The sequence below is a fragment of the Chitinispirillales bacterium ANBcel5 genome (assembly GCA_029688955.1).
In the GTDB taxonomy this organism is placed as follows: domain Bacteria; phylum Fibrobacterota; class Chitinivibrionia; order Chitinivibrionales; family Chitinispirillaceae; genus Cellulosispirillum; species Cellulosispirillum alkaliphilum.
This window is the reverse complement of sequence record JARUKZ010000007.1, coordinates 132,296-156,375: the sequence shown is the minus strand read 5'-3', so window position 1 is coordinate 156,375 and position 24,080 is coordinate 132,296. Positions and strand designations below refer to the sequence as shown.

General features: G+C 41.9%; 20 protein-coding genes. 6 read left to right on the top strand and 14 right to left on the bottom strand.

The features are described from left to right. Positions 1-8: 8 nt before the first annotated feature. Positions 9-1,661, bottom strand: a complete 1,653-nt coding sequence (locus tag QA601_05880; protein MDG5814595.1) for a BamA/TamA family outer membrane protein — start codon at positions 1,659-1,661, stop codon at positions 9-11. A 170-nt stretch (positions 1,662-1,831) separates the two neighbouring features. After that, complete coding sequence (locus tag QA601_05875) at positions 1,832-2,227, bottom strand: hypothetical protein (GenBank protein MDG5814594.1); 396 nt, start codon at positions 2,225-2,227, stop codon at positions 1,832-1,834. Positions 2,228-2,602: 375 nt separating this feature from the next. Here QA601_05875 and thiC point away from each other — a divergent pair, with 375 nt between their 5' ends. Next, positions 2,603-3,877 (top strand): phosphomethylpyrimidine synthase ThiC, encoded by a 1,275-nt coding sequence (gene thiC / locus QA601_05870; GenBank protein ID MDG5814593.1) that lies wholly within the window; start codon positions 2,603-2,605, stop codon positions 3,875-3,877. A 62-nt stretch (positions 3,878-3,939) separates the two neighbouring features. On the opposite strand, the gene QA601_05865 is transcribed toward thiC, so the two are convergent. Beyond that, positions 3,940-5,163 (bottom strand): tetratricopeptide repeat protein, encoded by a 1,224-nt coding sequence (locus QA601_05865; protein ID MDG5814592.1) that lies wholly within the window; start codon positions 5,161-5,163, stop codon positions 3,940-3,942. A 241-nt stretch (positions 5,164-5,404) separates the two neighbouring features. On the opposite strand from QA601_05865, the gene QA601_05860 reads away from it, so the two are divergent. Continuing rightward, positions 5,405-6,379 (top strand): L-threonylcarbamoyladenylate synthase, encoded by a 975-nt coding sequence (locus QA601_05860; protein ID MDG5814591.1) that lies wholly within the window; start codon positions 5,405-5,407, stop codon positions 6,377-6,379. Positions 6,380-6,398: 19 nt separating this feature from the next. Here the strand turns inward: QA601_05860 and QA601_05855 are convergent, their stop codons facing one another. Continuing rightward, entirely contained in the window at positions 6,399-6,692 is a 294-nt protein-coding gene (locus tag QA601_05855) for a hypothetical protein (GenBank protein MDG5814590.1), read from the bottom strand. 205 nt (positions 6,693-6,897) lie between these two features. On the opposite strand from QA601_05855, the gene QA601_05850 reads away from it, so the two are divergent. Beyond that, positions 6,898-7,893, top strand: coding sequence for a hypothetical protein (locus tag QA601_05850; GenBank protein MDG5814589.1), 996 nt, complete (start codon positions 6,898-6,900; stop codon positions 7,891-7,893). Positions 7,894-7,956: 63 nt separating this feature from the next. Here the strand turns inward: QA601_05850 and phrB are convergent, their stop codons facing one another. From phrB to QA601_05830, 4 genes are all read right to left on the bottom strand, one after another. Beyond that, on the bottom strand, positions 7,957-9,324 hold the full coding sequence (phrB, locus tag QA601_05845; protein ID MDG5814588.1) for a deoxyribodipyrimidine photo-lyase: 1,368 nt from the start codon (positions 9,322-9,324) through the stop codon (positions 7,957-7,959). Positions 9,325-9,492: 168 nt separating this feature from the next. Next, positions 9,493-10,806, bottom strand: a complete 1,314-nt coding sequence (locus QA601_05840; protein ID MDG5814587.1) for a hypothetical protein — start codon at positions 10,804-10,806, stop codon at positions 9,493-9,495. Further along, entirely contained in the window at positions 10,806-12,665 is a 1,860-nt protein-coding gene (locus QA601_05835) for an Ig-like domain-containing protein (protein MDG5814586.1), read from the bottom strand. Before QA601_05835 ends, QA601_05840 begins: the two co-directional genes overlap by 1 nt. 109 nt (positions 12,666-12,774) lie before the next feature. Next, on the bottom strand, positions 12,775-13,551 hold the full coding sequence (locus QA601_05830) for a hypothetical protein (GenBank protein MDG5814585.1): 777 nt from the start codon (positions 13,549-13,551) through the stop codon (positions 12,775-12,777). Between the two features lie 175 nt (positions 13,552-13,726). On the opposite strand from QA601_05830, the gene QA601_05825 reads away from it, so the two are divergent. Continuing rightward, complete coding sequence (locus QA601_05825) at positions 13,727-13,984, top strand: DUF493 domain-containing protein (protein ID MDG5814584.1); 258 nt, start codon at positions 13,727-13,729, stop codon at positions 13,982-13,984. A 69-nt stretch (positions 13,985-14,053) separates the two neighbouring features. Here QA601_05825 and QA601_05820 read toward each other — a convergent pair whose 3' ends face one another. The 6 genes from QA601_05820 to glgX all read right to left on the bottom strand — a co-directional run bounded on the left by QA601_05820 (position 14,054) and on the right by glgX (position 21,007). Beyond that, complete coding sequence (locus QA601_05820) at positions 14,054-14,623, bottom strand: HPF/RaiA family ribosome-associated protein (GenBank protein ID MDG5814583.1); 570 nt, start codon at positions 14,621-14,623, stop codon at positions 14,054-14,056. A gap of 22 nt (positions 14,624-14,645) precedes the next feature. Then, entirely contained in the window at positions 14,646-15,605 is a 960-nt protein-coding gene (locus QA601_05815) for a hypothetical protein (GenBank protein ID MDG5814582.1), read from the bottom strand. A 128-nt stretch (positions 15,606-15,733) separates the two neighbouring features. After that, on the bottom strand, positions 15,734-16,408 hold the full coding sequence (locus QA601_05810) for a hypothetical protein (protein ID MDG5814581.1): 675 nt from the start codon (positions 16,406-16,408) through the stop codon (positions 15,734-15,736). Positions 16,409-16,593: 185 nt separating this feature from the next. Then, entirely contained in the window at positions 16,594-17,046 is a 453-nt protein-coding gene (locus tag QA601_05805; protein MDG5814580.1) for an RpiB/LacA/LacB family sugar-phosphate isomerase, read from the bottom strand. A 9-nt stretch (positions 17,047-17,055) separates the two neighbouring features. After that, complete coding sequence (gene polX / locus QA601_05800) at positions 17,056-18,840, bottom strand: DNA polymerase/3'-5' exonuclease PolX (GenBank protein MDG5814579.1); 1,785 nt, start codon at positions 18,838-18,840, stop codon at positions 17,056-17,058. Then, the gene (gene glgX / locus QA601_05795) at positions 18,818-21,007 is read right to left on the bottom strand and encodes a glycogen debranching protein GlgX (protein MDG5814578.1); all 2,190 of its coding nucleotides are present in this window, start codon (positions 21,005-21,007) and stop codon (positions 18,818-18,820) included. Before glgX ends, polX begins: the two co-directional genes overlap by 23 nt. A 247-nt stretch (positions 21,008-21,254) precedes the next feature. Here glgX and QA601_05790 point away from each other — a divergent pair, with 247 nt between their 5' ends. Both QA601_05790 and QA601_05785 read left to right on the top strand, forming a co-directional pair. Further along, positions 21,255-22,082, top strand: a complete 828-nt coding sequence (locus QA601_05790) for a TIGR02147 family protein (protein ID MDG5814577.1) — start codon at positions 21,255-21,257, stop codon at positions 22,080-22,082. Beyond that, entirely contained in the window at positions 22,079-24,061 is a 1,983-nt protein-coding gene (locus QA601_05785; protein MDG5814576.1) for an RICIN domain-containing protein, read from the top strand. The genes QA601_05790 and QA601_05785 overlap by 4 nt, the downstream gene beginning before the upstream one ends. Positions 24,062-24,080 lie beyond the last annotated feature (19 nt).

Here is a 24,080-nt window from a genome sequence, read left to right as displayed (position 1 = left end):
TTTCTTTATTAAAAGCGGTTTTTTACCCCAACGTGCACTCTTCCTCCCCTGTGGCTCTCTTTATAGTTTCTTGCCCACTCAACCGAAACCATTCCTCCCCTTGCAGGGAAACGCACCCCTGCACCATACCCCATCATGACACGTCGTTTGGAGAAATCAAATGAAGCATCATTATCCAAGCCTGCTCCAGCATCCAGAAAAATAAATACTGAAGCCCGGTCATTAAAGTAATAGAGGTATTCAAGCTGTCCGTACATTACATTTTTGAAAGCAAATTCATTATCCGAATACCCTCTAATGGACTGATGTCCACCCACTCGATACATTTCTGCTGGTGCCAGGGTCTCTTCATTGGTAATCAAATTTTTCGAATTAAGCCTGAGAATTATAGCTTGTCTATCAAACAACGGAACCTGTAGCGCTGCATTTAATTCTACCCGACTCCTGGTATAAAGCTTTTCTCTTTTAGCAAAACCTGTTCCCGTTTTTACAGAAAACCCTCCAGTCTGTACACCGCGTCTGTAGTTATGCGCAGTACGCTTTAAGAAAAGATCTGTACCAAAAAAGGTCCACCTCCCTGAGGTATCATGCACCGTTTCTGAACCATGAAATGCCACTCCGGTTAAAATCCTTGATCCCACATCAGCATCAAAATTAATCTCACCAGACATAAAACCATACCCCGCCTCTTCAATCTCTATCCCAAGCTTTAGCCCGGCATTTAACGGTAATCCAAAAACCCAAGGTTTTCTGATTGCAGCATTGAAATCCTGAAGCACTCTGTTCCCGGAGTAATGAATATCAGCAACTTCTCCCTGATTGAAAACATTAATTAAAGAAAGATTGAAACTTCCTCTAAGACTTGAAGAGGATCCGGATTGAAAACCAAGTGCACCCTCAAGATCCATCCCGGAACGCTCATGTATGATAAATGGAACTACAACTTTTTTTAAACTATCGTCGAATTCTTCACCACTCTCTATGATTAAAGGTGGCTCAATGGTTGCGCTTAAAACATAGGGACGCATCTCAAGCCTTCCAAGTGCATCTTCAATTCTCCTTATATCAAACACTTCACCCTCTTTTATCCGAATTTCACGACTATAGAGATCCGGATTTTTAGTTTCTCCGTAGATTAAAGGAGCCCAAAACCTCGTTTTATGATCAGAATCAACTTCAAGCAGCACGCACACACCAGAGTTTTCATCATCACTGCACTTTTGAAACGATGCCACAACTCTCGAATAGGGATACCCCGATTGAGCCATTTTTCTGGTAATCTTTGATGATAGCGCTGTCACTTCTCCCCAATCAAAAGGTCTTGGCAGAGAAGGAATGTATTGGTCGGAATTGATATCACTGTTGCTTGAAATTTCGATTGTTTCAATTTCATACCGCCTGCCAGGTAACAGAGCAAGTGTATCAGGTGCTCTGGACCATAGGCGGTGATCCAGATACCCAAGTGAATCCATAACCCCTGTTATAGTATACTGCAGCTGAGAGCTACTTCTCATTGCAGCTCTTAGAGTGCGCTTTAGAGGAGCTGTTCGATCTAAATTGGAAATAGAGCCATCAGACGATAAAAAAAGCGTGTCAGCTGCAGTGTTAGTAATGAAACCAAAGCTAAAAATCAGGAATAATAAAGGTAATGCTTTTTTCATAAAATCCTGACTGATAGTTGCTCCAAACAGGATTGGGAGATACTGAGTACTAAGTATAAGAAAAAACAAGGGAGTGCGAAGAAATAACTTTCTCTGCACCCCTAGTGATATTCTAATAATGAAATATACTCTGTTTGCGGTTGATTAAAACAGATGGGCAGGATAAAAAACTAAAGTCCCTGGCGTTTTCTACGCTCCATAATCTCTTTGCCTTTAACCGAATACTTAGCAACAGGTACTTCCTCCAGCCGCTCAATGGCAATAAGTTCCCCTGTAACTTTGCATACACCGTAAGTCCCTTCATCGATTCTCTGAATAGCATCATCGATCTGCTCAAGATATTTTTGTTGGCGCTCTGCCAAACCCATTGAAAACTCTCTGCCATAGGATATAGAAGCCACATCACCTAAATGGTAACTGTAACGGGAGTTTTCACCGGAAGCATCCGATATAGACTGTTTTAAGTTACTCTGCTGGAGTTCATCCATCTCTTCGAGTACCTTTTGCCGTTCGGCAAGAAGTTTATCTCTGAAGTATTCGAGCTGTTTTTTCGTTAGCGTGTTCATTCGTTCCTCCTAAAAAATACCAGCTTATTATCTGCAGGTACCTCTTCATAATTTTAGCATAAGTGTGGCTTTTATTTCAATGATTTATGGTGTATTAAACAATTAAACTTTCAATAATTTCCCTCTGATCCACAAAGGAAGCATTCAATATAGATCATTTTATGTACCGGATTCAAATTTTTGCTCTTTTATCACCCCCTAAAGCCTTAAAATGAGTATACATGTCTGAAAAAAGGTCTCTTTTTTTATTTATTCCTTAGTGCGCTTACTATTTTTAGTGGTACATTTTTAGTAGTACAGCTTCTACAGACTCTTCAGAGTTTTCCCAAACTGTACTTTTTCATTCCCAACAAAAATTGGAGCCTTCAATTAATTATGACTAGGGTTGAACAGGCCAAAGCCGGAATTATTACAGACGAAATTAAATTTGCCGCACAAAAAGAAGGGTTAGACCCTGAGCAACTGCGACAACATGTAGCCGATGGCTCAATAGTAATAGTTAGAAATAATCTAAGAACAGTAGAACCACTAACCCTCGGTACTAAAACTCGTATCAAAATAAATGCCAATATCGGCACCTCCTCCTCGCTAAGCGATATAGAAGAAGAACTTGAGAAGATGAGAGTATCTGTTAAACATGGTGCGGATGCTATAATGGACCTCTCTACGGCCGGAGATCTGGCTGCTATTCGAAAAGCTCTCATAGAACAGTGTCCGGTCGCAATCGGAACTGTACCACTCTATGAAATGGCAGTTATTGCAAGGCAAAACGAAAAATCGATTCTCGATCTTAGTGCAGACGACATGTTTGAAGTCATAGAAAACCACTGTAAACAAGGTGTGGATTTCTTAACCCTGCACTGTGGTGTCACACGCCAGTCGGTAGAACGATTCAAAGAGGTCAAACGTCTTGCCGGTGCCACCAGTCGTGGTGGTACAATCATTATGGAGTGGATTCATCACAATAAAAAGGAAAATCCTCTCTATGAACAGTATGACCGACTGCTGGATATATGTGCTCAGTATGATGTTGCAGTGAGCCTTGGTGATGGTTTCAGACCCGGGGCACTCTATGACGCCACCGACAGAGTTCAAATAGAAGAGCTGATCATTCTTGGAGATTTGGTTAAAAAAGCCAGAAACAAAAATGTGGGAGTGTTTGTTGAAGGGCCGGGACATGTTCCGCTGCATCAGGTAAAAGCTAACATTGAGATCCAAAAAACGTTATGCAATAACGCCCCGTTTTACGTACTGGGTCCATTGGTCACAGATATCTCACCAGGATATGACCACATCACAGCCGCAATAGGAGGCGCTGTTGCGGGTATGGCCGGTGCAGACTTTCTCTGCTATGTAACCCCCGCAGAACACCTTCGCCTTCCTTCAATCGATGATGTGAGAGATGGCGTGATTGCTTCAAGAATTGCAGCTCACGCAGCCGACATTTCAAGAGGACATCCCAAGGCAATAAAGTGGGATCATGAAATTTCCAGAGCTAAAATTGACCTCAACTGGGATAAGATGCTCTCTCTGTGTGTTGATCCGGATAAAGCACAAGCCTACAGAAAAAGCCTCCCCTCAAACGATGAGGCTCTGTGTAGTATGTGTGGTGAGTTCTGCGCAATTAAAAGGTCAAAATCTGTCCAATAAAAGCTAAATAGGCTGACTACTCCTGGTCAGCCTTTACTTCAGTATGAGCTTTTCCAAGCAGTCTACATGTTCATTTTAGAGATCACAAGTGATTTAAAATCATTCCCTTGTTTTGATTGAGGATCTATTCTAAGTGCTTTATCACAATGCTCAAGAGCAGCAACATAGTCCCCAACCTCATAATAAGTCATAGCCAAAGCCAGAAGAGCTCTAAAATCGTAAGGATTCAGGTCGATACTCGTTTTTAAAGAATCTATGGCCTCGGCGTTCTTATTCTGTATTCTGTTTGCAATCCCAAGGTGATAAAAGGCACGACTGTTTGTGGGCTCACACTTGGTAGCAGCACGAAAATCGTTTAATGCGCTGGTGTATTTCGATTCTGAAAAATATGCCATACCACGATGAACCAAAACGATAGCCTTAAGTGGAGGGTCGATTTGGTGATCAAGTATTCTGGAATAAATAGCTATGGCAGAAGCAAAATCTTTTCTGTTATGCGCAAAAAGTGCTTCAAGCAAAAGTTGATCTTTATTTCCCGATAATACTGGTTCTGCTTTTAACTCCTTTTCCTTGCACTCTTTTTGAACCAACGGTGCAAGTCCGGGCTTCTGTCCCTCCAGTTGACACAAAAATGAATACCTGCGTTTCTCAAGTTCTGTATGAAGCTGGCGCTGGTAGTCACGTATTTCCTGAAAAATGATATCCGAAAGTGTCAGATTAGCGTTAAGTGCAGCCAGTTTTCTCCTTAAAGGCTCATCCAGTGGAGTAATATGTGCTTTGTATATCAGTTCATGCTCAACCTCCGCCCAGGCATCCTGAAGAAAGGTACGAATCTGAATTTCACAAATCCCGCTCTCAAGCTGTGGATACCGTTCTGTGATATGAGCCGGTATCTGAATAAGCAGGTGAATCGAATTATAGCCAAACTCCTTAAATGTGTGTTGTGCCCCCTTTCGTTCCACCTCTTCAAGTGTGTAGCGGTTATTCAACACATCTACAATCTCCTGTAGATTTTCTAAAAACGGGCATACTATCCTGATTCCGATTATATCCTGAATAGGAATGAGTTCTCCTGTACGCTTCTCATCAACCATTCTGCTGAGTAATTTTTTATAATAACTCTCAAAAGCCTTCACCCGGTATTTAACCGTAAGATGAACATCCAACTCCTTTAAATTATCCTTGATGTTTCTTTGAAAATCCTCAAGCACAGAGGAATAGGTTGGAAACATCTTTTTGTAATGCTTTTCGAGATTTTTGCGATCAGGATACAGTGTATTTGACATCTATCCACCAGGCCCAAAATGTAAGTGATAGTTATTTGCGATACTAAATATAATAGGAGCACAGTGGCTCAATATCTACCTAAATAGTAAAATACAACAAATTTCTTTTACCCAAGGAACGTATATTACTCTATCATTGCCGCCAGAGTAATCGTTATTTATCTTTATCGCTGCTTAAACAGGGAATACAGTTGGAAAAGTTTTCTAAACTGCCCAGGTCCAAACCGGAGATTTATAAGAAATGACAGATGAAATCATTAGAGCTGCAAAAATTCTTAAACAGGGAGGACTGGTTGCCTTTCCTACCGAAACAGTTTATGGCCTTGGTGCCTGTGGTTTTGATAAAAACGCTGTAGCCCGGATTTTTGAGGTTAAAAAACGTCCCCATTTTGATCCCTTGATACTGCACATAGATGATACCAAATGGTTGGAAAAAATAGCCTCTCACGTACCTTCTAAAGCCCGGGAGCTTACCGAAACTTTCTGGCCCGGTCCCTTAACTATTGTACTTCCAAAGTTGCCGGTTGTGCCAGATATTGTAACCGCTGGTCTGCCCAGCACTGCTGTACGTATGCCCGCCAATGATATCGCACTTGGACTTATAAAAAAAGCTTGCTGTCCGATTGCCGCCCCAAGTGCAAATACTTTTGGACGTATCAGCCCAACCCGGGCAGTTCATGTGAAGGAGCAGCTTGGAAAGAATATAGAAACAATCATTGATGGTGGTCCCTGCAGCGTTGGGATAGAGTCGACGATAGTATCTTTTACCACCAATACACCAATGCTGTTAAGACCGGGTGGGCTGGAAAAAGAGGAGATTGAAAAGATTATTGGACCACTAATCGTACCTCAAAAGGAAAAACTTTCAAGTTTATCACCAGGAAGATGTGAGCAACATTACTCCCCTGTTACTCCCTTGCTACTCTGTACCAGCACAGAGGAAATTTCAAAAGAGCAAAAAAGTGGACTACTCTCATTTACCCCGATCGATAGAGAAAAAGTCCCTTCAAATGTTGTATCCACTGAGATACTCTCTTCTAAAGGAGATCTCAGAGAAGCTGCGTGTAATCTTTTTGCGGCTATGAGGAGGCTCGACTCTCTTGGGCTCGATATAATCTATGCACTGCCCATTCCATCCACGGGCTTGGGGATGGCCATAAATGACAGACTTTCACGCGCCTCTGCTAAAAGAGCAGCACAAAAACTAAACGCCTAATTGTTGGCAAACTGCTCTTTCAGGTACTTCCTCTTCCTCCCGGCCCTACCGATCGTGAACGGGATGAAGGGCCACCTGGCCTGTTCGCTGATCCCCCTGCACGTACCGCCCACCACACAATAAATGCTACAATTATCAGTAAAATAACTGTCCACATCCACCACCCGGCTCCATAACCGGGAGTTACACCATTTACCCCATCTGTTGCTCCATTTACCGTGTCGTTTAACTGCTCTGGAGGCATTTGCGCCAGTAATACAGACTGAAACACCAAAGAGCACCATGCAATCAAGAGATAAAATCTTACCATCATCTCCGCCCCCCTTTTAACTTTGCTTATAAGCTAGAGTGCAAACAATATACCGATTTGAAGGCCATCTAATTCAGGTTAAATAAAAAAAGATTATAAGGATAGTCCATTGAGTAAGCTGTTTATAGCTTAAATGCACTGGAAAAAATTACCCGTTCATTGTATACTTTTTGTGTACTTAGTATTAACAACATAAGTTGGAGGGTATATGTCCATTTTCAGAAAATCTCTTACACTTTCTCTACTTTCTCTGTTTGCCTTCGCAAATGCTCAAAGTTACAACCTCGACGATACGGCCGTTCTTGATAGCTTTGAGCCTTTGTATGGTGATGCTTTACACCAAAACTATGTCGGGGCGATCTATGGTTTAGTCACCGAGTCAGCGTCCTTTGAAGGTGAAGGGTATTGGTATACCTATGAAGACGGCGACGGGGCTGTTATAAGAAATAGCTTGGGGGATGTGGTCACAGAAACTACCACCGAAAGCATGATTAATGAAGATGAAAACCACTTGCACGTCGTTTTTGATGTTTCTGAAAGCGATAACGACCATCCTTTTGCAGGCATAGGTACCAATCTGGTCGGTGAAGGTACACAGTATTTTGATTTTACTAACCTCACCTCCGTTAATCTCAGAGTGAAGGGAAGCGGAACCGTACGCCTTAGAATGGAAACCAAAGATGTTAATGATATCGGCGATTGGGGATACTACGGTTACGATATCACCCTAAGCGATGAATGGGCAACAATTGAAGTCACTTCTGATATGCTTGAAGCTGCGCTATGGTCTGAAACTGCTGGGGATCCTGACATGACCTGGAGCAGCGGAAGAACACATGTTAATAAGATCTCATTTCAGTCCGAAGACGCTGAGCTTTTTATCGATGAAATAGTGTTTGAAGGAATGACTTACAGTGATTTTGACTTTGAAACAACCAGCGCTCAGAGAGTTGTAAGAAACGCCGCATCAAATTCTTCCTTTTCTTTTGCAAACTCTGTTTTAACCTATAACGGACCTGTTTCAGAAAACACATCACTTTCAATTTACGATCTTAGAGGTAATCTCATCAGCAATACTTTTTCTATCAATTCCGGTAGAGCAGTGTGGAGCCCTCAGAACCAAAACATCGTAAATGGCAGATATATCGCTGTGCTTTCAGATAACAATAAGGTAGTAAAACAGCAGTTTAACATCGTTAAATAAGTGTGTTTATGTAAGCATCTCTCTGGAGATGCTTACTTTCCTTTAGGCGCCAAAACACATTCATTAACCAGCTTTTTCCTCCCCGATTCTTTTATCAACAAGTTTTATATACTGGTCCATATCAAATTTTCTCTTAAGACCATTATCATTCATATACCGCACTTTTCCGAAAACGGCTCTCTGGGCCCAGGCACGGTCATGTTTACCAAAACACCACGCTATTCCTGTAAAACTATTGGGATCTCTTCCATCTAAGGAATATTTATTATTCAGATACAGTGCTCTTTTAAATGCAAGCTGAGGATTATTGGTCCATTCGATTATTTTTTTACCCCAATACATTCTCATATATCCATGCATCTTTCCCAAATAAACCATCTCCAGCTGTGCTGCATTCCAGTATGGATCGTGGGTCTTTGCCTCTTCTAACGTTTTTAAACTGTAGCTTTGCGGTCTTTTATCTTTATCGTGTTTGGAAAGTGAGTTTTTAGCCCACTCAGGAATGCTGTCAAACCGATCATACCTTTTATTGTAATAGGTAAAATTGCAACTAAGCTCTCTGCGAATCACCATCTCCTCTATAAAAGCATCACTGTCAGGTGATTTTCTCTTTGCAACCTCAATTGCAACATATACTGGTGATATCTGTCCAAAGTGGAGATAGGGACTTAGATTCGAAAGATGATTTTTGGAAGGATCGTTTCGCTCTTTTGCAAACCCGGACAACCTCTTTTCCAGAAAAAATTCAAGTGTTCTATGCGCCTGGGCAGAACCGCCCCGTATCCATTTTACCTCCGTAACCGATTCATCAGGTTTTATCCTTTTTATTATCCCCGATATGTCTTCAACATTAACCGTATCGAATTTGAAATTTAAAGAGTCTCTGGATACCATTACCGTTTTTAGAGGAGTTAAAAAATCATGAAGGTGCCTGTTGATTTTTGATCGTATTGTCCTTGCCCCTACCTCCTCTTTTTCTGATGCAGTAGTCACGGGAACAACTACATCGCTTTCAACCTGTATCATCGTGCGGTCAATTCTTTTAGCTACATCTCTGCGCCATGAACGCTGAATGGATGTATATCCGCAGTCCGTTACAAGCATCACGCTCTCTTTTGCCATCGCTACTACACCAGCGATTGGATCACCAATCCTTACAACAAATTGGATTCCACGCGCCTGTAGAGCTCTGTAGATTTCGGCAATCCCAGAAAGCATAAAATAATAATGCCTTAAATTAGCTTCAGGAAAAGAAGGGGTAATAGCAAAAAACACAACCAGTGCAACATTACTTTTATTGGCCATCTCTGCGGCAAATTCAAGGGCATGATTGTAGTCTACCCGTTGAGACTGCTGCATCCAGTAGAGTACATATTTTCCTTTTGTGAGAGGATTAGCATTGAGATTGGTAACCCGTTCACTCTGAACCACATTACTCACCTTTTTTGATTTTGGAACTTTGCAGTATCGTGAAGCTTATAATCAAAATAGTTACCTGTCAGGCAATATGGCCAGAAAAACATAAAATAACCAGAATTAAGTTTGTGTCTCAAATCCGATCAAAAAAAACACTGCTCAAGCTGGTTTTCTAACTGTTTGCTATCCCTTATCAGCGATAAAGGATAGTTGTAAAAAAACTTTCCATTCATTCAAAGGCACCTGGATAGTACCTTTATCAATGATAGTGGTAAGAGGAGGTAGGGTGAGAGCCAGATGATAAAGCAAGCGATCATTTAATGTATTCACAAACCCTGTGGTTACTACATTTTCATTGCGAATTTGTGTTGAATTAAGAGGAGAAAGTACTATTTCCCCTCTCAGCTCTGATTTAATAGTAACATATATATTTTTTAGCATATTAAATCTTAAACTGGTCCACAAGCCACAATCAACCTGACGTGTTTTTTTACTTCCTTCCGTTAAACCCCAGATAGTATCCCACCTATTTACAGTTGTACGTTTTTCATTTTTAACCTGATACTTTCCTTCAAACATCGCTCCTTCAAATGTAATCGAAGGACTAAAATTGCTACCACCAATACTACTCATATAACTATCGATATTACTGTTAAGTGACTTCCACCCTGAGCCAATATTCACTTTAAAATCCGTTTTGTTATATCCACTAAACTGTTTTACACTACCATAATTTTGAGTATAAGTATAATTATTTTCAATTTGATATCTTACGTTTTCTATATATTGAGGAAGCCACCTGTCAAAAGACCATTGCAGTGATGAAATTATTGTGCTATATATAGTAGGAATATGAGTATGCCTGAAGATTCCCAGCTTAGTTCTAAAGCCACCAGTTTGATGCCCATTAAAGGTGGTAATATTTAGTGTGTGTGAATCGTAAGTATCGTTAGAAACCTTTTGAACCACTCTTGATTCATCATATTTAAATCCCTCTCTTCTCCCCCACCAAAGATCAGAAGCAATAGCAATATATCTATTTGTCTCTTTAAAATTACATAACTCAAAACCAAGTTTAGCTACATTTTCCGAAAACTTGTGAGCAGAAAAAAGTGTTGAATCTTCTCTCCTTCTCCCCCCGGGTGATGGCGGGAAGACGCTCTGGCTTCTATGTCCATGTTGAACATTCTCTCTGTTTTCCCGTTTATATCCTATGCTGATTCCAAATCTATTGTTTGTAGTTTGAGTTGATAGAACAACCTTCAAAGGAACACTGTAATGAGAGTTATTAAAACTTCTCTCAATTAACCCGATGTAATCCATAGTAACAGGGATAGTTCCAAATTTAACGCGCGGAATCGATAAATGGTTAAACAGTTCATTATTGTTTTGGTAAAAGGAATAGCTTTGCTCATTCTGTGGGTTCAGGAGTAGAAATTCATAAGCATAGATTTTTGAACAAAGGAACAGTAAAATAACCAGTGTAAATGTATGCATTAGTATTCACTCGTAATGAATTTCCACTGAAAACCTCTGTCCATTTCTACACCGTAAATATCGGTAAATGTATTTTCAATGCTTACCGTATACTCTGTTAGCTCCTCAAAACCATTGTGGCCCAACGTAACCATAAATTCATCTTTTGAATAGGAATCGATATGCAAAGACTCAAGCGGTGGATCTATACTAAATAAAGATAGTACACTGCTTGTATCTATCGGTGCATTAAATTGTACCGTTATATTCCTGTTTGGCGCTACATTCACCGAACCATCAAAAGGTGTATATACTACCGGTCTTAACAATGGTGTTCTGAAAAAAAACTCAACAGTTTCATTTTGTATCCAACCCTTACCCAAATTATCACTATTTAATTCTATTCTGTATAATGAATTGGTCTTAAGCGGCTGAACAGGATTAATTTCCAATATGCTTCTCATGCGTTTAGTTGCATCATTTTCAGTAAAAAGAGTATCGCGCCAGGATGTTATATAATTTAGCGCAGGATAAACTGAAATACCTGATTCTACATTTGCCCTATGTACAGAGCCAGGAAATAATAACCTCATCGGTTGACCGGAAGAAAGATAATCTGTTGTATCGGCCGGGACAGTAACGATAGCGGCACTCTTTTGCGGTAATTTATGCTTTTCTACACCTGTTCTGAAATGATAACTAAAGCTCTTTGTGCTCTGGTGAGCCGTTTCCACAGATCTTACACTAGTATCTAACGATATAACATACTCAGTCTGAGGTTCAAATCCGGAGTGAAACAATTCGATGACTTTATCGCTCACAATTACCTTCAGATAGTTCAGCGAAGGCTCCACTGATAAGGCATTAACTACGCTGAGAGGATCCGGTTGAAAATTACAACTAAGCACTATAACTTCATCCAGCTTTACCACCTGATTTTGCGGTTCACCTGGATTTGTAGGTGGATCAATTATCATTCTCTCGGTTCTAACTGTAGCGCTAACATTTTCACCTGTTTTTGTACCATCCAAAGATCTGTAACCTTCATTAAAAGTAACTTCATAAGTGGTATCATAGTGAAGTATCGGTGCAAATCGAACGGAAAAGACGTGTTCATTTCTACTGTTTATTGACCAGGAAAAAGTTTTCTCTGACTCGATATCCATGTCAAAAGCATTCTCTACAGAAGCTCTGTCCATGCGGTTTCTGAAATGAAAGTTCAGTGTTTCCAAAGGGTGTTTTCGAATAGTCTGAGGAAAGGTGGAAAAAAGCGAACTAAAAATTTCATGGCTAATCATCTCTTCATAATATGAAGTGTCGGGAAAAAGGAAAAGATGAAGATTGTAACCGGATTTCTGCAATTTTCCATCTCTGGCAGATTCATCTATAGTAACCTTTATCTCCGGATGACCAAAAATATCCCGTGCACTAAATGTCAAAACCAACTCATCTTTCCAGAACTGAGTTGAATAGTGGATCTGGGGAGTAACAGTTATTGCATTACCTAAACTCAGTGTATCCATCTTTTCGGTAAATTGTATAGTAAAGTTCAGAGTTGTATCAGGGTAGATGTTGTTTAGGAAAAACCGTTTGTCGATTATGGAGCTGTCAGATGGAATAGAGCGCCTAAAATAAGATGGATAGGGACCTAACCGTATGGTTCCCGTTGAAGTATGGCCGTAAACGGATAAAAATCGGGTGACTGAAGGATACTCTTCATACCGGGCTCTGAGCCTGTAGGTGCCGTGTGGAACATCCCTGAATTTAAAGTAGCCGGTAACGCTATCGCTTTGCACAGAATCTATCGGCATAGCATCTTCCAGGAAAATTGTTACCCTCTTACCCACAGGTTCGACGTACCCTGTGATTTCAGATTTCAACGGAGTTTCCGGAAATGTAATCTGATGATCGGAACAAAAACAAAATAACAGAAATATCGGTAAAGAATAGATTATATGCTTCATATCTTCTGCAGCTCTCAGGTTTTTATTAATCGTATAAGCAGTGGTTCAAGTGACCAATAACAGTATGCAGATAAGTATGTACAAAATACGTTTCAGCTTCTTTAAAGGAAATGTCGAATATCTCCACAAAAACCATTTCTGTGGTCTCTCTGAAATTAGATTTTGAAACACCCACACCTGCTTTATATAACTCTTTTACAGCTTCAATCCCATAGACCTGTGAGAGATAGTATAAAAAAGCCCCGGCTTCTTTATACTCATACCAACTCCCAGTGAAAGTGTTATCAAGGAACCTGCTACCGATTGTATTGCCATGACCCATTGAATAATAACAGTTGCGGTTAAAAGCAAAAAGGTTTTGAAAAGTAGTTATTGGATCGAGACGATTGTACTCGAGCATAACCGCTATCCCCTCCACCATAAACTGAGAGCTGTTATATCCCAGTTTATCGAATACAACGATATGCGCTATCTCATGCCCATTGTCCTCTTCAACATAATACCTGGTCTCATGGACCTCTGGTCGGTCGGAGTATGCGTAGGAGACATACCCTGTAGAATGGAGGTACGTTTCAATGACTTTATTAAAGTCTACCTGAAGGATATTTGTAATACGTTGGAGCAACCGTTCCTTCTTTTGGGCAATCGTTTGGATCTCTTGTGAATTATAGGTAGCTTCATGAAAATGAATTCTAAAATTAGCAGTTCTGTATACCGATGCTCCTTTAAACCCTGCCGGTACCTGGCTGTCACAACAGAGGAAAAATGCAAGAAGGATTAGAATCGGGGTTAAATTCTTCATGTTTAATTACTATTTTATTACCAGAGAAGATGGAAAATTAAACTAAAAACAAGATAGTTAAAAGTGTCCATAGAGATCAATAAAATCGGTTTGCGGTAAAAATATTTTGAGTAATACCCCGTAAACAGTTACCAACGTTACTGAGGTACTATTTTTTTTCTACGAAGGACTACCAATGATTAACAACAAAAAAGCAGAGATTAATTACCCCGCAAAATGGACATACACAATTATAGGTACCGATCCCCAAACAATGAAACAAGCAGTGGATAGCGTAATTCAACCAGAATCGTATAGTTTCAAAGAATCCAACAGGAGTAATAAAGGTAAGTATGTCAGTTATAATGTTGAGCTGGTTGTTTTTAATGAGCATGAGCGGGATCGTTATTTTAGATCCCTGGGGGAACACAAAGCTATAAAGATGGTTCTGTAAAAAGATATAATCCCTTTGCCCTGAATAAACCACGGAGCAAAGGGATACAATCAAAAAGAAGGGATAGGGCTATAAGCTTCTATGTCCTTCAACAATCATGACTGTAGAAGCCTGGGGACCTTTCTCACCCATACTTTCTACAAATCTTACCCCTGCTCCCTCTTTTAGGTCCTCAAATTTTTCGTTTACCACACTGTTTTGATGAAAATAGACCTCTCTTCCATCAATAGTTCTGATAAAGCCTGTGCCTTCGCCCTTGAAAATCTTCTCTATCACCCCCTGCATCTCCTGGAATGGATGTTTTTTTACATCCCTTCGCTGTTTTTCCATAAGCTCCTTTAACCGCCTCTCCGCAGCATCAAAAGCCCACCTGATCTCAGAAGAGAGGTCCTGGTGCATACTCCCTTTAACAGGATCTCTGCTTATGGCCAACTCATGCCCGGGCGGGATTTTAAGATCAACCCTGACCTTGTAGGGTTGCCCCGAGCGCTGGTGTTTTTGGCTCTTCTCGATCATTACTCTGCAACTTGTAATATGGTCACATATACGGTCGAGTTTATCGATTTTTTGACGCACTAAGGTATCAATTGCTTCGGTCTTTTCTACATCTCTGTAAGATATTTCTGCTGGAACCTGCATAAGCCATCCCCCGTTAGTTAGTTTAACATTCGTTTCCTCTTAGCAGTCTCAGAGTATGACTTCTCAAACTTCCTCCCCCGGCAAGTATGGCCTCAGGTTGAAAGAACACCATCTGTACTCCCCTTTTCTGTAATTCTTTTAGGGTATTTTTTTCTAAAGCATGTGGGTGATGAACAATAACCCCCTCCTCCAGAGCAATAAAGCAACATCCCATATTTTTGTACTCCTGCTCTGAAAGTTCAACTGTCTCTACTCCCTTAAATTTTAGATAGGAAGAAAGATCAATACGTTCGGTACCATAGCGATCGATCCTAAAAGATTTATGCAAAGCTGGAAGATATGCCAGGACAAGATGATTACTTACTTTATTGAACAACCTATAGGGATGTGAAAAACGAGCGCTACCACCAATATCAATATAGAGCACTTCATCGAAATAATTTAATGCCCCGGGTATAAGTTTCCAGTTTGAACTTTCGCTGTGAAATGCTGTATTCATCACCAAAAGAGTTGAATCGGATATAATCATACACCCTTCGAAGGCATCAAGCGGGTCATCAAACTCATACAACAACGGTATATTCAGCCTTTGCAGTGCTTCACGTATCACCACCTGCTCATCTCTTCGCCCCTCGTGAGCCATCGATGAAACAATCGCGCCGTGATCGGTTATAACTGCAGTGTCATGTACGCGAGTAATGCAGGGCAGATAATTTATCATCTCGTTGTTTAAAGAAACCAGATCTGATAACTCATGAACAACAATTCCCCTGTTCTGAAAAAAAGTCTTGAGATTCATAAGATCTTTTCTGTACTGCTTACTGTCGGGTACGGACTTAAACATATACTTACTGCAATTATCACCCTTAACCAATTCAAGCTCTCTGCCTGGAATATGGAGCATTACGGATTTAAGCGCCCCCATACTGTTATAGCCAAAAGAGGTGCTGGGAAGTAGCGTTTTAGATGTTCCAGACCTCATTTTTCACTCCCTCTTGCTTTTTACTGACGCCCTAACATTCTCTTCGTGCTTGCCCGCACGGTTTCATCCGCGCAACTGCCGGATCGCACAGAATCCACCGCACAAGACAAGTTTCATGTACTCTACCCTTAACGACGAAACATGCTCATTACCCGGGTACCAATCGCTCCACCACTAATAATATCGGCAAAACCGAGCATAAGCATACAAACCAACGTCAGAGTTACAGGTGCTATGCCAATAAGAGCAAGTATCCCAAGCACGGCAGCACCGATACCTACTAACATCTGTACTCCGGATGCAGCTACCAGCGCCTCCTGTGCAGCCTGAGAGCCTGATTCGGTTTCGTAATTCCTAAATGATAATGAGTTTATTCTGGCAGTAGCAGAACTACCCAAAATCAATGCCCCTCCATACACTATTGCGGCAATGGATACCAGCGTTATAGGTGCTATACCAAGTAATGCTAACACCCCTAATACTACCCCTGCAGCACCAGCCAAAAACTCCGCGGTCATTCCGGTTCCTAACTCCGCATATTCATTACTTAAAGCACGCTCTGAACGAGCCATAGTACCAATTCTGCTCGAAACCGCTCCTCCTTCAAAAAGCAGTGCAGCACCAACTGCAATGGTTGCTACATAGAGCATTATAAGAGGAAGTATCCCCACAAGCCCCAAAATCGCCACAACCATTGCTCCTGCCCCTACTATACCTTCAGCCAGTGTTCCGGTACCTATAGTTTTTGCAGTAGCCTGGTTCTGTCTTGGTTCACCTTTATATCCCTGTTGTGCAATATCCATAAAACGCCTCCTCTTTTCCGTTGAGCTCAAAACCTGCCTACTCCTATACTAAGGAGTCCAGAGATTATTACTACACATAAATAATTGCAAGCTCTATGCCACTTTATGATTGCGATTTAACTCTTTCTATTATTAATAACTTATACGCTTCTTAAGGTAGAGTAATTTTCCCTGTATGCAACTACTCACCGCAAACCCAAGTCAAGGTTATCGATTTTTTTCACCCTCCGTAAAAACCTCCCTGAAGAAATAAAGCGGGCCTGAAGAAACACACTAACCAGCTCATAGGCAAGCTCTCTTCCCACCACACGGGCACCAATACAGATGAAATTCATGTCATCATGCTCAACCCCCTGGTGAGCAGAAAAGGAATCCCCTACCAGTGCAGCCCTCACCCCCCTTACCTTATTTGCCACAATGCAGGCACCAATCCCACTGCCGCAAATTGCTATCGCCCTCTCAACCTCACCCTCCCTCAGTGCCACCGCCAGAGGGTGTACAAAATCGGGAAAATCATCTGAAGCATCATATTCATACGCTCCGTAATCAAGCAGTTCATACCCCAGCTCTCCAAGCCGTTTTAAAAAGTCACTCTTTAAGCCAAATCCACCATGATCTGAAGCAAACCCTACCCGCATAACCTTATTCTACCCTCTCTTTAACCGCGCCTTTAAACTCTTAACAGAGAGACAGTTTAACACCTCACCTTTCTCTACCCACCCTCGCCGAGCCATATCCAGGCCAAAGGCGATATTGTCCAGATCACTTTCCCGGTGCGCATCACTGGAAATAACCACCGGTATCCCAAACGTTCTGGCAGTCATACAAAACAAATCATTGGCATCAAGCCGCTCCGGAGAACTGTTAATTTCTATAAAACACCCTCTCTGAGAAGCAGCTTTGCATACTTTTTCTACATCATATTGCATTGGTGGCCTTTTATTTATAAGCCTTCCGGTTGGATGAGCAAAAATAGAGAACCAGGGGTTATCCATTGCCCGAATTATTCGCTCTGTTTGCTTTTGCGGAGATAATGAGAATTTAGAATGAACAGAACAAACCACCACATCAAGCTCCCGTAAAACCGAGTCGGGAAGATCAAGTGTTCCATCCTCGAGAATATCGACTTCGATACCTTTTAGAATTGTAAATGGTTTAACCTGTTCGTTTAAAAGATCGATCCGTTCCATCTGCCCCCGTAAAGCACTCTCATCGAGACCATGAGCCATAGCGATGCGCTTTGAGTGGTCCGTTACAGCCACATAGTTATAGCCACGCTTCTTTGCCGCCTCAACCATCTGCTCAATCGACGCTACCCCATCGGTATAATTGGTGTGCGTATGCAGATCCCCCAAAATATCATTTCTCTTTACCAGCTTGGGTAATTTTCTCTCAAGCGCAGCGTCAATCTCTCCCCGGTCTTCGCGCAGCTCCGGCTCGATATAGGGCAACCCCACAGCATTAAACACCTCCTGCTCTGTTCTCCCTGCCACCCTTTTTTCTTCTCTGAACACACCATACTCACTGATCTTTAATCCCCGCTTACCCCCTCTTTTCCTCACCGCGATATTGTGGGCCTGTGAACCGGTGAAATAATGTAGAGCAGCACCAAAACTTTCCTGAGGCACCACTCTAAGATCTACCTTAAAGCCGTTGCGAAGTGCTACCGATGATCTGGTTGGCCCCCTTGAGCTAACTTTCATAGCAAAGGGATAGTTACAGAAATGGTCTGTAACTTCCCGGGGGTATGAACTTGTTACCAGTATATCAAGATCTCTTACAGTCTCTTTTCTCCTCCTGAAACTCCCCGCCACCACCACCGTATCACAATACTCGCTTTCCCGCATATAGCGGGTGAACAGTGAAGCAATTTCCTGGGCCTCACTTAACAGTATACCCTTAACATAGCGACGACTCTTCTCGATATTTTCGAGTATCGCCTTCTCTGTTTTCGCCCCAAAACCCCTCAGCGAAGCAATTTTGTGCTCTTTGGCCGCCCGCTCAAGTTTTTCTATGGAGTCTATCCCCAAATCCCTGTATAAAACACCAACTCTTCGCCCCCCCAATCCCTCAATTTGCATAAGTTTGGAGAGCTCAGGGGACATCGTCTCCCGAAGTTTTTCCAATTCATCAAAACGCCCCGTTTTTGCAATCTGCGCAATTTTTGAAGCCAAATCTTTGCCTATCCCCGGCAATTGCGATAAATCTTCACCATTTTCAACAGACTCATGTATATCGCCGGGAAGTGAAGTAATGGTTCTTGCCGCATTACGATAGGCCCGTATTTTAAAAGCATTTTCATTTCTGATCTGAAGCAAATCGGCGTATTCATAAAACATATCGGCTATGGCAGAGTTATGAACCCGTAAACTCTCACCCGCTATCGTTTCATTTTGTTTAGTCAGCTGATTATTTTTTTGAATCCTGTTCACAATTCTCCCTGTACTTGTCTACTGCATCTGATGAATCCCGTTTTATTATAAAAAGAGCAAATGAGTGCGCTTCCATTTTATAGGGCTTACCGCAACGAAACAGAATGGGCTCTTTGTCTACACAGGAATTCACTGTGTCAAAAAGCCGCTCCCAGCTGTCCTTTTGGGGACAGGTTGGCAAGATAAATGATATAGGCTTGGAATGGCCATTAAGCAGCATAAGAAAGGTGTCATCCACCAGTCGCTCTCCATGCTCATCAATCTCCTCCATCACATCCCCCGCAAGGCGCAACCCAAGAAACCGAATTTGGGGATTGAGCCAATCCTTTTTACTCATTTCGTGCCCCTCGGGATGAAACCAGGTAACATCTTTATACTTGGATGAATACCTGTTTCTTCCGCTGAAAAATTTCCTTTTCTGAAATACCGGGTGCTCTTTAAACAATTTAATTAAAAACCGAGTGAAGTCAAGCTGCTGTTTTCCCTCAGGGCTAATGTCCCAGTTTATCCAGGAGATATCATTATCCTGACAGTAGGGGTTATTGTTCCCGTGCTGCGTGCGCCCAAACTCATCACCGGCCGTAATCATTGGTACTCCCTGAGCAAGAATGAGTGTAGAGATAAAGTTTCTCATCTGACGCGCCCTTAACTCATTTACCGCCTTGTCGTTTGTTGGCCCCTCCACTCCACAATTCCAGCTTATATTGTCATCTGTTCCATCACGGTTTTCTTCCAAGTTATCTTCATTGTGCTTTTGATTGTAACTTACCTGATCCCTTAGAGTAAATCCGTCATGAGCAGTAATGAAATTTATACTTGCATACGGTCTTCTTCCACTGCTTTCATACAGATCGCTGCTCCCGGTGAGCCGATATGCCAAATCCCCCACCTGTCCCTGATCAGCCTTCCAGAAATGCCGTACTGTGTCGCGGTACTTTCCATTCCATTCGGCCCAAAGCGTGGGGAAATTTCCCACCTGATACCCTCCCGGACCAAGGTCCCAGGGCTCAGCAATTAATTTAACCTGGGAGATCACAGGGTCCTGGTGAATCACATCGAAAAACACCCCAAGCCTGTTCACATCATGAAGTTCCCTGGCCAGAGTTGAAGCCAGATCAAAGCGAAAACCATCCACATGCATCTCCGTTACCCAGTAGCGTAAACTGTCCATGATCATCTGAAGCACGTGCTGATTTAACATATTTGGAGAGTTACCACATCCGGTATAATCCACATAATAGCGCCTATCCTGCTCTGAAAGTCGATAATAGCTAAGGTTATCGATCCCTCTGAAAGAAAGAGTGGGTCCAAGATGATTACCCTCTGCTGTGTGATTATAGACTACATCAAGAATCACCTCTATTCCTTCCCGGTGAAACGTTTTAACCATGGTCTTAAACTCATCTACCTGCTCGCCCAGGCTGCCGGTACTGGAATAGCGGCAATCCGGCGCGAAAAAACCAATAGAGTTATACCCCCAGTAATTGGTAAGCCCCTTTTCTACCAAAAACCTATCGGCAAAAAACTGATGAACCGGCAACAGCTCAACCGCGGTTATTCCCAGTGAATGCAAGTAGTCAATCACCTTAGGGGTACATAAGCCCGAATAGGTGGAACGTACCTCTTTTGGCACCTCCTGGCTTAGTTGCGTAAAACCCTTTACGTGCATCTCGTAGATGAGCGTTTTGTGCCAGGGGATCTGGGGCCGCATATCCCCTCCCCAACTGAATGCAGGATCGACTACCACACACTTTGGAATAAAGGGGGCACTGTCGGTATCATCCCTGACCATATCACCCTCACCTACCTTGTACCCAAAGAGAGAATCATCCCACTTAATGGTGCCATCAATAGCCCTGGCATACGGGTCAAGAAGCAGCTTTGAAGGATTGAACCGATGACCTTCACCGGGTGCATAGGGTCCCTCTACCCTGTACCCATACCGAAGACCGGGCCTGGCTTGTGGTAAATACAGATGCCACACCTGATCGGTCTGCTCCTTTATATCGATCTGTGCAAACTCTGTGCCCCCATCACCATCAAACAAACACAATTTTACACCGGTTGCGTTCTCAGAGAAGAGGGCGAAATTAACACCAGCTCCATCCCAGGTAGCCCCTAGAGGATAAGCCTTTCCAGGCCAAACATTATTTACATCTATTACCATCCAGCTAACTCCACGGTTAAATAACTATAGGTACTTGAGTATAAGAACTTGCAAAGTTAATGCCGCTTATTGCGATGCAAGACAGGGTGTGGGCATTTTTTTGCTTTTCAAAAGCCCCTAACTGCCTGATAGGTGCATAAATAGACCTCGTTTTTAAGTACTCCGTGGGCATTTTTGACCACAGTTTTCTTTCTAATTTGCCCTTTTTTATCACCTCTTACTTTTTTTTTTCCGTATATTACACTATATGATCTCACTATATGATTACTTAGAATACCGGGATTTTCTGAAGGCTTACTACCTTCAGAAAAAAAAGAGATGTGTCTGGTTCTCCTACCGCTTTATCGCCAACAAAGTCGGTATAGATGCATCACATATAAGCAAAATCTTTCATAAAAAAAGACACCTCGCCCATAAGGATATACCAAAATTTATCAAACTCTGTAAACTCAACAGCAAGGAAGAACAGTATTTCTACTGCCTGGTGCGATTAAATAAGGCTAAAAACGACACCGATACCAGTAAATACCTTAATGAACTCATGTCTCTCAAAGGAGTGGCAAAACACTCTCTGCAACGATGGCAATATGAATTTTATACCAAATGGTATCACTCTGCCATCCTTACCCTCATTCATATCTATCCCTTCTCAGATGACTTTGAAACTTTGGGTAAGATGCTCACACCGCCCATTTCGGCAAAAGAGGTCCGTGAATCAAAGGAGCTACTGGAGAAACTGGATCTGATAGAAAAGAACAGCGATGGTAAGTATGTCCTTAAAAATAGGTTTATTACCAGTGGAGAGGACTCCATAAAAACTATTCTGATAAAGAAGTATCAGCAGGAAACAATTCGTCTTGCAGCAGAATCGCTCTTTCGCCATCCAAAGGAAAAAAGAAACATATCGACTGTTACCATAACAATAGACGAATCTCAACTATCCAGGTATAATGAGATTATCACTAACTTTCGCACAGAACTTTTAAATATGGCAAAACAGACAGAAAATGCCGACTCTGTATATCAGCTCAACATCCAGATGTTTCCTATGGCAACTATTGAAAAGGATACATGATGATTTCGGTTTTACTGATATTTTTACTCCTTCTTACCGGGTGCACTTCATCAAGCGATATCGCTGGTGGAGCAGGCACAGAAACCACCAACAGTATCTTTGGCCAGGTATTCTATCCTCAGGGCAATGCAGTTGAAAACGCTTCTGTACGCATTCGTCCTGCAGAGTATCTCAGCAACCATGACAGCACCCCTACCTCTGTGGCTACCGTTGCCGATGGGTTAACCGATAATAACGGGGTTTTCTATTTCGATTCCGTAACAACAGGTACCTATAGCATCGAAATCAATGACAGAAATAATAGTGCTATTCTAATCAGCTTTGAAACTGAATTAACATCGCAGGACTTTATACTCCCACCCGATACCATCAGGGAATTCATTTCGATTACCGGTACAGTTCAGTCTTCAGATGAACGAAACATCTCCGCAACAGCACATATCTACGGCATTGAACGAGACGTCGAAATCAATCCTGTTACCGGACTTTTCACTTTTGAAGATCTACCTGAAGGCAGCTATACAATTCTTATCAGTCCAATTTCCGGCGACTACGCCAGCCTAGAAGTCACAACACCATTTATCTCTTCGGGCTCACAGTACAGCAGCGATACAGTAACCCTAACCAACCAAACCGATACAGCTATCTCCTTTTTGAATAACTATTATACTATAGTTAATGAAAGCAGTGGTTTGCCACTAAGCATCGAAAATGGTAACACAGAGATCCAATCACCACTTACTCAGGGCAGTGACAATGGCGCAATTTATAACTACTGGAGAGTCGAAGAGATCGAGGATAATAACTATTATCTGTTTAATGCCTACAGTGATAATTTAATCAACACAGAAGAGACAGATGATATCACCCTTGCGATACAGGACAGAAACAGAAACAGCATCTATAACAGCTGGACACTCGAACCTATTGGAAATGAACATTTCAGAATAGTTAATTACGGTAACTCCCTTGCACTTGGGGTTTCAGAGAATGATGCTTCTGTTGTGCTCAGTCCAACTACCGATAATGACAGGCAGTTATGGCGTATTTCGCGACTTTCGGCCACAAAACCTGCACCCGATTTTTCGCTTTACGGATTCGCCACACTGGGTAACGGAACGACCGGTGGTGGAAGCGGTGATACGGTAACAGTTAGAAGCGCTCAGGAGCTCATTGAACAAATACAATCTCCCCTACCATTAACCATACAAATATCCGGAACCATTGAATTACCCCACAACCCTGTGTTAAGTGATCCATCCAGAAGAATGTTCCATATAGCTTCAAATAAAACCATAGAGGGTCTCAGTGGCGCACAGATTTTTGATGGTGGTTTTATCATTTCTGATGCGACTAATATTATTATTCGAAATATCACTTTTTCCAATGCTGCTGATGATGCGATATCGATAGAAGAAGGCGCATCAAATATCTGGATTAATCGCAATACTTTTTCCGATTGCACCGATGGACTTGTGGATATAAAGCGACAAGCAACCTATATCACCCTGTCATGGAATAAATTTTATAACCAAAATTCTTCATCTATCATTGGTCATGATGATTCTCATACTGATGACCGTGGCTTCCTTATGGTAACATTGCATCACAACTACTGGTATCAAACAGCGCAAAACCACCCGCGTGTACGATACGGCAAGGTCCACCTGTTTAATAATCTGTATCAAAATATAAGTGAATACACTGTGGGCATAGGCGTTGAAGCAGAGGTGATTGCAGAAAACCAGTACACAAAAGACGCAAACCGGGCAGTTCAGTACTACGATTCACCTTCTCAGCCAGGTTTTTTCTGGGACAGAGGTAAAGGGAGTATTCATAGCGGCATAGAACATGATCTTGAATTCAAAGCGACTGACAGCCTCTCGTTTGAATGGCTCCCCGAAGAGTATTATCAGTACCCTCTCTACCCGGCACTTGAAGCTAAATACCTGGTTGAAACTTACGCAGGTGCTCACTGAATGTAACAGTTTACAGTAT